This window comes from Rhodococcus sp. MEB064, from assembly GCF_000834565.1.
In the GTDB taxonomy this organism is placed as follows: Bacteria; Actinomycetota; Actinomycetes; order Mycobacteriales; family Mycobacteriaceae; genus Rhodococcoides.
This window is the reverse complement of sequence record NZ_JXQS01000024.1, coordinates 52976-64713: the sequence shown is the minus strand read 5'-3', so window position 1 is coordinate 64713 and position 11738 is coordinate 52976. Positions and strand designations below refer to the sequence as shown.

Here is an 11738-nt window from a genome sequence, read left to right as displayed (position 1 = left end):
CTATCTATATAGTTGTGGACAGCAAGTAAACGAGAACGGGGAGTGATCGACGTGGCCGTCAACACCGACACAGCAGAGTCGCTGGTGGAGGAAGTCTTCCGCTTCGGCCGCGCGCTGCGCGTGGCCGTGTCGACGGGGGACGACCGGACGGAGTTGCCGTCCGCTCTCATCGGTGTCCTCGGCACACTCGCCACGCACGGCGAATGCCGGCAGTCCGAACTGGCCGGGGCCATGTGCACCAGCCAGTCCGTGCTCAGCCGTCAGCTTGCCGAGCTGGTGGACGCCGGGCACGTCGTACGCACCCCCGATCCCGACGACGGACGCGCCACCCGGGTTCGGGTGTCCGACGCGGGTCTCGAGTGCTTGGAACGCATCAAGGGTCAACGAGTCGAACGGTTGTCCCGCATGTTGGGGGACTGGGACGAGGACGAGGCCAATGCCGCGCTCTGCTCCATACGCCGACTCACCACCACCTTCACCGACGAGGCGCAGGCCCGCCATTCCGGCCACCGCGTCCTCTCACATAACTGAGAAAAGAAAGAACACCGACATGACTGTCACACAGGACACTCCACCCTCACAGGTAGGTGACACCTCCACCTCGGCAGACCCGAAGGCGATGTCGCACCGCCAGATTCTCGAGGCACTCATCGGCCTGCTCGCCGGTCTCTTCACGGCGCTGCTGAGCACGACGATCGTCTCCACCGCACTGCCCACCATCATCGGTGATCTGAAGGGCTCGCAGACCGCGTACGCCTGGGTCATCACCACGGCGCTGCTCGCCAACGCGGCTTCGACCCCCATCTGGGGCAAGCTGGCCGACCTCTTCAACAAGAAGCTGCTGGTCCAGAGCTCGCTCGTCATCTTCGTCCTCGGCTCGGTCATGGCCGGATTCGCACACAACGTGCCGATCCTGCTCGCCGCCCGCGTCGTGCAGGGCATCGGCATGGGTGGTCTGACCGCCCTCGTCGTCGCCATCATCGGCAGCATCGTCTCCCCGCGTGAGCGTGGCCGTTACTCCGGATACATGGGCGCCGTCATGGCCGTCTCGATGTCCGGTGGCCCCATCCTGGGCGGCGTCATCGTCGACAGCCCGCTCGGATGGCGCTGGTGCTTCTTCGTCTGCATCCCGCTCGCCGTCATCGCGCTCCTGCTGCTCCAGCGCACCCTGCACATCACCACCGAGCGCAAGGACGACGTCTCCATCGACTGGCTCGGAGCGCTGCTCCTCACCGCCGGTGTGTCCGTCCTGCTCATCTGGGTCTCGTTCGCCGGTAAGGCCGGGTACTACGACTGGATCTCCCGCGAGACCGCCATGTACGTCGGCGGCGGCGTCGCACTGCTCATCGCCACCGTCCTCGTCGAGGCCAAGGTCAAGAGCCCGATCATCCCGCTGAAGATCGTCACCGAGCGCACCACCGGGCTCGCCATCATCGCGTCCGTCGCAGTCGGTGTCGGCCTCTTCGGTGCCACCACCTTCCTCGGCCAGTACTTCCAGACCGCTCGCGGATACTCACCCACCGCAGCCGGACTGCTGTCCATCCCGCTCGTCGCCGGCATGCTCGTCTCGTCGGTCGGATCCGGTCAGCTGATCTCGCGCTTCGGCAAGTGGAAGCCCTTCATCGTCACCGGCTCGTTCCTGCTGGTCATCGGTTTCGGACTGCTCGGAACCCTCGACCACGCCACCAACCTGTGGCTCGTGGGCGTCTTCATCGCCATCGTCGGCCTCGGTACCGGCATGCTGATGCAGAACCTCGTCCTCGCCGTCCAGAACACGGTCAGCGTGCAGAACATCGGCGCCGCATCGTCCACCGTCGCCTTCTTCCGTACCTTCGGTGGAGCCATCGGAGTCTCGGTCCTGGGCTCGGTTCTCGCCACCCGCGTCGCCGACAACTCGGCAGCCGGCCTCGCTGCACTCGGTGTCCCCGCCGGATCCAGCGGCGGCGGATCCCTCGACATCGGTGCGTTGCCCGCTCCGATCGCCGCAGTCATCCGTACCGCCTACGGTGACGCCACCGGACGCATCTTCCTGATCGCCGGCTTCGTCGCCCTCGTCACCGTGCTCGCCGTGCTGTTCATCCCGAACCGCCCGCTGCGCACCACGATCGACATGAAGCCCGAGGGTGCCGACACCGTTGTGCCGCTCGCCGACGGAGCAGCTGCCGAGCTCGACTCCGACCGCGTCAAGGCTGTTCGGTCGGATGCTGTCGAGTCGGATGGTGCCCGGTCCGAGAGTGTTCGGTTGGATGATGTTCGGACGGATGGTGTTCGTTTGGACGCCCCGGCCGGGAAGCACGAGGCTGCCGACGGTTCCGCACCGTTCGACGGACTCAGCACCGACGCTCGTGATCGCCTGCTCTCGCTGCTGCTCCCCAAGCCCGCCGAGACCCTCGACGCGCTCGAGGAAGCAGAGGTCCTCCGCGCCGAGGTCGCCGAGCTCCAGCAGGAACTCGACGCCAAGATGCTGAGCTTCGACGCAGTGTGCGAGCGACTCCGTCGCCTCGGCCTGAGCGAAGACCAGATCGCTCGGGTGCTCGGAGACGTGCACGTTCCCGACGTGCAGTCGCGGTTCAGCGCCTTCAACAACTGATCCACCGCTTCGCCGAACGGACGCACCCGATATGGGTGCGTCCGTTCGTCGTTGGAGGGGGTGTGTGCACCGTTTGTGGTGACCGCATACCCGTTGCAGTCAGCTGTAGGGGGTGTGCGGACACCGGCAGGTGTGTGCGCTCGGGCTGGGTGCGGCGACGTTCGGTCAGCTCGCCGGGTTCGCTGGCTGGAGGGGGTGTGTGCACCGTTTGTGGTGACCGCACACCCGTTGCAGTCGGCTGTAGGGGGTGTACGGATACCGGAAGGGGTGTGCGCTCGGGCTGGGTGCGGCGACGTTCTGTGTGCTCGCCGGCTTCGTTGGCTGCAAGGGGTGTGTGCACCGTTTGTGGTGACCGCACACCCGTTGCAGTCGGCTGTAGGGGGTGTGCGGACACCGGAAAGTGTGTGCGCTCCATCCAGGCGCCGCACCACCGAACAAGCGCACACCCCGTGTGGTGAGCGCACACCCTTCCCAGTCAGCCGTAGCGGGTGTGCGGACACCGAAAAGGGTGTGCGCTCGGGCCGAAGGTAGAGCCGGTCGGCCTAGCGCACGTTGGCCGGCATGCTCGCGTAGCCGCTGGCGCCGTCGGGGACGGTGTCGACGCGCACGTCGGTCTGCACCTCGCCGGTGCTGTCGGTGGCGCGGGCCTCGATGCGGTGCTGGCCGGACGTGGCCTCCCATGCGTACGACCACTGGCGCCACGTGTCGCGCGAGTATTCGTCCGACAGTGTCGCCTCGGCCCAGTCGCCGTTGTCGACTCGCACCTCGACGCGTGAGATTCCGCGGTGCTGCGCCCATGCGACGCCCGCGATCATGACGGTGCCGGCGTCGACGTCCTTGCTCCCGGCGGGAGTGTCGATGCGGCAGGCCGTCTTGATCGGGCCGCGTTCGGACCATCCGCGGTCGGTCCAGTACGCCCGCGCCTGACTGAACTTGGTCACTTCGAGATCCGTCACCCATTTTGTTGCCGACACGTACCCGTACAGACCGGGTACGACGAGGCGCGCCGGGTAACCGTGCTCGATGGGGAGTGGTTCACCGTTCATGGCGACGGCCAGCATGGCGTCGCGGCCGTCCATCAGCACGTCGAGCGGTGTGCCCGCGGTGAAGTCGTCGTACGACGAGGACAGCACCATGTCCGCGGACGACTGCGGACGGGCCTCGGCGAGAATGTCTTTCAGCGAGTACCCGGTCCAGGTCGCGTTGCCGATCAGGTCGCCGCCGATGGGGTTGGACACGCACGTCAGCGTCACCATGCGTTCGATCGAGACGCGCTTCTCCAGATCGGCGAGCGTCAGGGTCATCTCGTTGTCGACCATCCCGTGGATGCGCAGGCTCCAGTCGCCGGAGTTCACGCGAGGCACCACCAGTGCGGTGTCGATGCGGTAGAAGTCGGTGTTCGAGGTGACGTACGGCGACAGGCCGGGGAGACGGAGGTCGGCCGAGGCAGGCACGGGCGGAGCAGGGCTGTCGGGCACCGGGACGGTGAATGCCGCTCGATCCTGGGTGACGGCACGTGTCGACGCTCCCAGCACTCGACCCGCGGCACCCGTGGCGACGGCGGCGGCAGCGCTGATTCCGGCAAGTGTGACGAATTTCCGACGCGAGAACCCCTCGCCCGCCACAGGTTCCGCGCGGTCGACCAGCGACCGCAGCACCAGGATGCCGACAGCCACCGCGACGATGGTGGGAAGGGCGGCGACGGCTCCACTCCCCGAGCGCGTCATCGCCGCCAGCACACCGAGGATTCCGAGGACGACGAACAGGGCCGAGCCGATGGGCCGCTTCGGTCGTTCCAGCACACCGGCCGCGGCGGAAAGCGCCAGGATGACGACGCCCATGCCGATGAAGAGCGCCAGCTTGTCGGAGGTACCGAACGTTCCGATGGCCCACTCCCGGACACCCGACGGAGTGTTGTCCACCGCGGCGGATCCCACTGCGACGAACGGCGACGAATCAGGCCCGACGACCGCGGCCAGCAACTCGCCGATTCCCAGGACCAGCGCCGCCGCCAGTATTCCGGACAGGGCCCTGCGCATCACGTTCACTGTGTCACTCTAGTCGCGTCAGGACTCTGTCCGAATAGTCGTTATCGAAGACGCCGTGCGGATCGACGCGACCCCTCTCGGCGACGACGTCGTCGAATCGTGGGTACAGCGTGCGAAGGGTGTCGCCGTCCAGCGAGTGCAGCTTGCCCCAGTGCGGCCGGCCGCCGACGTCGCGAGCGATGGCCTCGACGGCGTCGAAGTACCCGCCGTCGGGCCGCCGGTGATACTGATGCACCGCGATGTAGACACACTCTCGTCGATACGCCGTCGACAGCCACACGTCGTCGGCTGCGGCGCAGCGCACCTCCACTGGGAAACTCACCCGGTACTGCGTGCGCTCGATCCAGGCGTCGATCTCCCGGATCACGTGCGGCAGCGACTCGGGCGGCACCGCATACTCCATCTCCCGGAACCGAACCCTGCGTGACGACGCGAAGATGCGGTCACTCCGGTCGGTCGCCGTGCGTCCGGACCATGCTGCTGCGGACAGTCTGTTCATCCGCGGAATGACCGAGGGGACGCGCGTGGATACGCGGTTGAGTAGCTCGAAGACGTTGTTGGACAACAGGTCGTCGACGGCGCCGGACAGTGTGCCGACCGGGTCGAGTGGGGTGTCGGCAGGCATGCGTGTGTTCCGCTTGGTCAGGACGCGGTCGGTGTGGGGGAACCAGTAGAACTCGGGATGGTCGACCGTGCGCATGTCGTCCGGGAACCGTTCGAGTGCGTCGCCCAACCTCCCCGGTTTCTCGTCGGCGTGCAGCACGAACGCGGGCACGCACCGCATCGTCACCGCGGTGAGGATGCCGAACGCGCCCAGTCCGAGTCGTGCGCACTCGAACAGTGGCCCGTCGGTGAGATCGATCTCGCGGGCATCGGCCCCGACGAGCCGTACGCCGACAACTCGGGAGGACAGGCCACCGAATGCCGCGCCGGTTCCGTGCGTGCCCGTCGAGATGGCGCCCGCGACACTCTGGACGTCGATGTCGCCCATGTTCGTGAGGGCGAGCCCGCGTGCGTACAGCTGATTGTTCAGGTCGTGCAGTCGAGTTCCCGCTCGAACCGTGACGTCCGTGGTGCCGTCCGGTCCCGGCTCGACTCGCTCGATACCGGTGATGTCGTCGAGCGAGATCAGTATGCCGTCCGTCACGGCCGCACCGGTGAAGGAATGTCCTGCGCCCACTGCTTTCACCCGCCCTGGAGCCGCGGCCACGATCCGGCAGATCTCGTCGGCGTTGTGGGGTCTCACGACTGCGCTGGGCTCGGCATGCTGGTTTCCTGCCCAGTTCGTCCATGCGGTCATCGCTGGATACAACTACTGGACGTCCGTCGAGGTCAACCCCTTAGGATTCGGTCATGTCCGTCCGATTGGCAGCCGACCTCCGGCGCACACAGCTGATCGACGCAGGACTCGCAGTGGCCGCCGAGTCGGGAATCTCCGCGGTCACGGTGCGCGCCGTGGCGGATCACGCATCGGTCTCCCTGGGCGCCGTTCATTGCTGCTTCGAGAACAAGGAAGCACTCGTCACCGCCATGGGCGCCTCGCTCGTCCACGAGCTGGGATCGGCGGTGAGCATCGCCCTGCATCACGCGGCGGAGCCGTCCGGTCTCCGGTGCGTCGGCCCCCGGGCGCTGCGCGAGGTGCTCCACCGCGGTATGGCCGCGCTGTGGACGGTCGTCGAGGCCACCGCGGATCGTCAGCTGCTCACGTACGAGATCACGGCCTACTCGGTGCGGTCGGCGGGAGCGGGTCCCGGCATCGGCGCATTGCAGTACCGCGTGATGGATACCGCCACCGAGCGTTTCCTCGACGCGGCCGCGGAGGCGTCGTCCATGCGGTGGACCGAGCCCATGGGGTCACTGACTCGATCCGCACTGGCCACGATCGACGGCGTCGTGCTGCGGTGGTTGGTGGACCGGGACACGCTCGCGGTGATCGCCGAACTCGACGACCTGGCTGCCCGGATCGCGACCAAGGCAGTATCGGTCTGACGGCTACTCGTCCGGACTGACCCGCATGAACGCGCCGAGCAGCGACAACTCGGCCGGCGACGACGGCAGGTAGTGCGTCAGAGCGGGTGACCTCACGACGTACGCCGCCCACTGCCCCCGTGACAGTGCGACGTTGATCCTGTTGCGAGACAACAAGAATTGCATACCGCGAGGGACGTCCTCGGGTGCCGACGCCGCCATCGACACGATCACCACCGCAGCCTCGCGTCCCTGGAACTTGTCGACGGTTCCGCACGACGCGTCGCCCAGCCCGGCGTCGTCCAGCGCGGCACGCACGGTGGCGACCTGCCCGTTGTAGGCAGCGACCACCAGCAGATCCGACGCCTCGAGCGGTCGCGTTCCGGTGCCGTCGGTCCAGCTCGACCCGAGGAGCGAGCGAGCCAGTCGCACCACTTCCACCGCTTCCTCGTGGGACGACGTGGCGTTGCCGACGTGGTCGACCAGCACCGTGTGGACGCCCGGCTCGACTCCCGTGAGGTTGCGCACCTGCACCGACTCGTGCGAACTCAGGCGGCCGTCGTAGGACAGGTCGGACACCACCGAGCACAACGCCGGGTGCAGACGCCGCGTCGTCGCGAGGAAGTAGCCCAGTTGCGCGGGCAAGGTGTCCGATCCGTCCGCGAGCCAGCCCAGTGCCGACGTGTCGACGGGTTCGGGATGGCTGCCCTGGCTGACCTGAGGTAGCTGCTGGGGGTCGCCCAGCAGCATCAGGTTTCGAGCCACCCTGGCCACGGCGACGGTGTTGGCCAACGAGAACTGTCCTGCTTCGTCGACCACCAGCAGATCGAGCTCCAGCTCCTGGAATTCGTTCCGATTGGTGAACGGCCACGCCGTTGCTCCGACCACGCATCCCCCCGTCCGGGAGGCCAGGTACTCCGAGTACGAGTCGATGCCTGTCCACTCGTGTGGCCTGTCCGACGACACCTTCTTGGCCACGCGGTCCGGGTCGAGACCGGCATAGATCACTCCGTCGAGCAGATTCTCGATCACCGAATGCGATTGGCCCACCACGCCGATTCGCCACCCGTGGTCGCGGGCGAGCGCAGCGACGACTCGAGAACCCGTGTACGTCTTGCCCGTTCCGGGCGGTCCCTGAACAGCGATGTACGAGTCGTTCAAGTCCAGCAGCGACGCCGTGATGGACGCGATGACGTCACCATCGGCCGCGACGCCCGTGAGGCCCGCCCCCGACCGCAATCGCGGCGGATCACGCCTGAGCAGGTCGATCACCGCCGATGCCGGAAGGGCGGGCAGACCGGCCGCCACCTCCGCCGCTGTCGCGGCGATGGCGGCGCTGAGACTCTTCGTGGAGATGAACGAGTCCGGCGTAGTGGCAACAGGTTCGGACAGATGGGGTTCCGCACCCTTGGACAGCGACTCCTCGAGTGTGACCAGTGAGCCGTCGTCGCTGACGTCGAGGACCGTGCCTTTCATCGTCCAGCGGTACTGGGGGTTCGCGCGCTTCTCGGGTGCGATCCATTCGGGTGCGGGCGGTGCGTAGAGCACCGTGACCTTCGATCCGACCCCGCGGCTACCGGGTCCGAACTCGCCGCGCAGCACCGTCGTACGCCGCGGCAACTTGCGGCCTGTCGACGCCCACTCCGACATGGACTCGACCCCCTCGACCATGAACACGTCCCGAGTGTCGGCCCACTCGTCCATCGGGGAGGACAGGCGATCGAAGTACGCCCACCAGAACGGCTTCGCTTCCCTGTCGTGGTAGCCCACAGCGGCAGCGAGCAGAGCTGCCGCCTGCTGATCGGTGGTCCGCGAACCGGGTTCGCCGGCGAACTCCCACAACGCATCTCGCGACGCATCGGCATCGTCGACAGGCGGATCGACCGGAGCTACCGGCCCGCGCAGTGCGACTCCGGCAGCCCGGGCGCGATCGACCATCCAGTCGCGCAGCTCCAGCGTCGACACGCAGTCGTACTCGTTGTAGTCGGCGATCTCCGACAACACCTGCGCAGCCTCCTCGACGTCGCCGCGGTCTCGAAGGTCGCACCAGCGCGCGTACTCGGTGATCGATGCGACCGCATCCGCCACATCCCCGCGGACCTCGGTCATGTACAACGGTTCCAACTTCTTGATGCTGTAACTCCGCGCGCCGATGCGCAGAGCTGATCGCATGACGGGATACAGGTCGACCAGGACCTGCTGCCGCAACAGGTGATCCACCTCGTTCTCGTACACGCCGTGCCGCGACGCCAACCGCAGCAGGGCCGACTTCTCGTACGCCGCATAGTGATACACGTGCATGTCGGGGTACTTCTCGCGCCGGGCCAGTACGTAGTCCACGAACTCGACGAACGCCGACTTCTCCTCCCGCCGATCGTGCGCCCAGAACGGCCGAAACGTGCCTGCGCCCTCCGACCGGCCTCCGCCCTCCACGACGCCGAAGAGGTACTCCAGTCCCCAGTCCGTCGCCCCGTGCTCGCTGTAGAGGGGATCACCCTCGAAGTCGAAGAAGATGTCGCCCGGATCCGGGGCCGGGAGTGCTCCGAGCGCGCTCGGGGTGTGGACGTCCACGACCGGTTCCCCGGTGCTCTCCTGCTCGACCTGCGCACGGGCCTGAGACCGCAGTCCGGTGAGGCTGCGCTCGGGCAGATCGGGAACCGAGCCCTCGGACGCGGCGAGATCGTCGATCGTGGTGATGCCCGCAGCGAGGAGAGCTGCTCGTTGCGACACCCTCATGCCCGCCACGAGCAGGAGGTCGCGCTGCGCCTCGACTTCGGGTGCGCAGTGCTCGCATCGGAAGCAGGCGCGAATGTCGAGGTCGGCCCACGACGCCGGCAGCAACTGCTCGTAGTGCGCTGTCAGCAGAGCCACCATCTCCCGCCGCGCCCGTCGATAGACGGGGAGCACGTCGGGGAGGTGGACGGTGCTGTGGGTGCCGTCGCCGAGCACGAGGTGTCCGGTGGGGGATACCGGAATACCCGCTGCCGTCAGCGCATCGGAATACGCGGCGATCTGCAGCACCGACGGGACCCGCTCGCTGCGGGAGAGTTTGGTGTCGTGCACCTCGTAGCTGTCCGTCACCGGGTCGAGCACGAGGAAGTCGCTGAATCCCAGGAACTGCCCGTCGAAGAACGTGCCCTGGTAGATCACCGGAACGCGCTCCGCCGCGGCGGCGATGGTGGCGGCCGCGGCTGTGGCCAGCTCGGACGGGATGCGCTTCTCCGGCTTCGGAATCATCGCGATGCCGTCCGGGTGCAGCCGCTTCAGGCGGAGCAGTTCGCGGGCCTCGTGATCGCTGCCCAGGCGCGCCAGCCGCGCGAACATGGCGTCGTCCACGCCCTCGACGTCGATGCGGCCGAGAGACGCGTCCAGGGTGCGGAGCAGCGCGTATTCACACTGCGATGCAAGTGCCAGATCGCCTGCGCTGTGGACGAGGGAGTCTCCGGTGACGAACATTCCGCCACCCTAGCCAGCTCGTCCGACAGGTCACCGGGTTCCGAGGGCCGGTGCGATGGTCGTTCCCCACGCCTCCTTCAGCTGGTCCTCGAACAGTGCCCAGCTATGCGATCCCTCGCCTCTCATCGAGATGGTCGCGGGTACACCGGCCCTGCGTACCGAGTCGGCGAAGATGCCGGTGCAGGTGTTCACCATGGCCTCCACCGCCGCTCCGCCGAACGGGGGAATGCTGCCCGTCGGGATCCGGTCGACGGGGCCGGGGAGGCCGCTCGCGGATCCTGCGTAGACAGCCGTTCCGCGGAGACGGTCGGCATTCAGGGAGGGATCGTGCTGGGCCCAGGCCGGCGATCCGGGAGGGCCCCACATGTTGAACGGATTGTTCAGGGCGCCTCCGATCATGATGGAGATCGCTGCCTGCGCCAGCGGGTTCGCCGAGGCGGGGCACCCGCTGATCGAGGCGGCGGCTCGGTAGAGGCCCGGTGCCTGGACGGCCAGGTCGAGCGCCGGCCCGCCGCTCATCGACACACCCGCCACCGCGTTACGACGGGTGCTGCCGAAGTGCTGATCCATCACGCCGGGCAGTTCCCGCGTCAGATAGGTCTGCCACTTGTTCGATCCGAGGATCGGATCGTCGGCGAGCCAGTCCGTGTAGAAACTCAGACGCCCACCGATGGGGAGCACGACGGTGACGTTCTTGTCGGCGAAGAATCCCGGGGCGCCGGAGTTGTTGATCCAGCCGACTCCGTCCTCGTTGCCCAGGGCGCCGTTGAGCAGATACAGCGTGGGGAGCGAACCGCCCCGCGCCGGTCGGAGGACATCGTTGGGGACGACACGGTTCATCGACGGCGACCAGACGTCGACGACGGAGTATGTCGGCGAGAGTTCACGAACTCCGACGACGTGCGGTCCTTCGGCGGCACCGGACGGCGGTGCCGACATCACGGCGGCGATCACAGCAAGCACGACGACGGAAACCAACTTCATGGTCCGATAATTACAGACCGAGACGGACCGCGGGGTTCGGTTCTGTGTCGATGCGATTGCTTTTCCATCACATCGGCCACAATGGCCCCATGCCGTTCTTCGAGGGATCCCGCGGACGCGTCCACTATCGACGGTGGCCGTCACCGGATTCGCGGGTAAGCCTCGTCTTCCTGCACGGCCGCGGACAGCACACGGGCCAGTACCACCGATTCGGCGCGGCGATGGCCGCCCGCGGAGTCGACACCTGGGCCCTCGATCACATCGGCCACGGTCTGTCCGAGGGTGAGGTCGCCGACGACCTGGCGTATCTCGATGCGCTCGCGGAGAACGCCCGCCACCTGGTCGACGTGGTGGCCGGCGGGAACGTCGCGGTCATGGGGCACTCGATGGGATCGGCCACTGCCGTGCGCATGCTCGGATCGGGGACGACCGCACTGTCCACGGTTCTCGTCGCCGTTCCGCCGCGCGCCGTCGGCCACGACGATCTCGTGAGAGCCTGCAACGCACCGACTCTGGCGCTGCACGGCATCGACGATCGCATGGTGCCCGTCGACGGAGTCCGCGACATCGCGCGTGGGGTGCCGAACCTGACGCTGCGCGAGTACGAGCATGCCGGGCATGACCTCCTGCACGAGAAGATCCACAAGGACGTGACCGACGCTGCCGCCGATCACGTCCTCGAGTACGCCTGA

The 11738-nt window shown here is 67.3% G+C and carries 8 protein-coding genes; 4 read left to right on the top strand and 4 right to left on the bottom strand.

Features of this window, described 5'->3' with window-relative positions; all coding sequences use genetic code 11:
- Positions 1 to 51 precede the first annotated feature (51 nt).
- Entirely contained in the window at positions 52 to 531 is a 480-nt protein-coding gene (locus RU01_RS12440; protein ID WP_042574908.1) for a MarR family winged helix-turn-helix transcriptional regulator, read from the top strand.
- A gap of 19 nt (positions 532 to 550) precedes the next feature.
- Positions 551 to 2590 carry an MDR family MFS transporter gene (locus RU01_RS12435; protein ID WP_042574875.1) on the top strand — a complete coding sequence of 680 codons (2040 nt, stop codon included), beginning with the start codon at positions 551 to 553 and terminating at the stop codon, positions 2588 to 2590.
- 542 nt (positions 2591 to 3132) lie between these two features.
- Here the strand turns inward: RU01_RS12435 and RU01_RS12430 are convergent.
- Together RU01_RS12430 and RU01_RS12425 are read right to left on the bottom strand one after the other, a co-directional pair.
- Positions 3133 to 4629 (bottom strand): molybdopterin-dependent oxidoreductase, encoded by a 1497-nt coding sequence (locus RU01_RS12430; protein ID WP_197074762.1) that lies wholly within the window; start codon positions 4627 to 4629, stop codon positions 3133 to 3135.
- 13 nt (positions 4630 to 4642) lie between these two features.
- On the bottom strand, positions 4643 to 5938 hold the full coding sequence (locus RU01_RS12425) for a D-arabinono-1,4-lactone oxidase (protein ID WP_042574874.1): 1296 nt from the start codon (positions 5936 to 5938) through the stop codon (positions 4643 to 4645).
- A gap of 53 nt (positions 5939 to 5991) precedes the next feature.
- On the opposite strand from RU01_RS12425, the gene RU01_RS12420 reads away from it, so the two are divergent.
- Positions 5992 to 6627 carry a TetR/AcrR family transcriptional regulator gene (locus RU01_RS12420; RefSeq protein WP_042574873.1) on the top strand — a complete coding sequence of 212 codons (636 nt, stop codon included), beginning with the start codon at positions 5992 to 5994 and terminating at the stop codon, positions 6625 to 6627.
- Positions 6628 to 6630: 3 nt separating this feature from the next.
- Here the strand turns inward: RU01_RS12420 and RU01_RS12415 are convergent, their stop codons facing one another.
- On the bottom strand, positions 6631 to 10062 hold the full coding sequence (locus RU01_RS12415) for a TM0106 family RecB-like putative nuclease (RefSeq protein ID WP_042574872.1): 3432 nt from the start codon (positions 10060 to 10062) through the stop codon (positions 6631 to 6633).
- Between the two features lie 30 nt (positions 10063 to 10092).
- Positions 10093 to 11046, bottom strand: coding sequence for an alpha/beta hydrolase (locus tag RU01_RS12410; protein WP_042574871.1), 954 nt, complete (start codon positions 11044 to 11046; stop codon positions 10093 to 10095).
- Between the two features lie 89 nt (positions 11047 to 11135).
- Between RU01_RS12410 and RU01_RS12405 the strand changes: the two genes are divergently transcribed.
- On the top strand, positions 11136 to 11738 hold the full coding sequence (locus RU01_RS12405) for an alpha/beta hydrolase (RefSeq protein WP_042574870.1): 603 nt from the start codon (positions 11136 to 11138) through the stop codon (positions 11736 to 11738).

Bases quoted from the DNA above. Each gene is read 5' to 3' on its own strand.
- RU01_RS12435 (WP_042574875.1), top strand. From the start codon at position 551: ATGACTGTCACACAGGACACTCCACCCTCACAGGTAGGTGACACCTCC.
- RU01_RS12430 (WP_197074762.1), bottom strand. From the start codon at position 4,629: ATGCGCAGGGCCCTGTCCGGAATACTGGCGGCGGCGCTGGTCCTGGGA.
- RU01_RS12425 (WP_042574874.1), bottom strand. From the start codon at position 5,938: ATGACCGCATGGACGAACTGGGCAGGAAACCAGCATGCCGAGCCCAGC.
- RU01_RS12420 (WP_042574873.1), top strand. From the start codon at position 5,992: ATGTCCGTCCGATTGGCAGCCGACCTCCGGCGCACACAGCTGATCGAC.
- RU01_RS12415 (WP_042574872.1), bottom strand. From the start codon at position 10,062: ATGTTCGTCACCGGAGACTCCCTCGTCCACAGCGCAGGCGATCTGGCA.
- RU01_RS12410 (WP_042574871.1), bottom strand. From the start codon at position 11,046: ATGAAGTTGGTTTCCGTCGTCGTGCTTGCTGTGATCGCCGCCGTGATG.
- RU01_RS12405 (WP_042574870.1), top strand. From the start codon at position 11,136: ATGCCGTTCTTCGAGGGATCCCGCGGACGCGTCCACTATCGACGGTGG.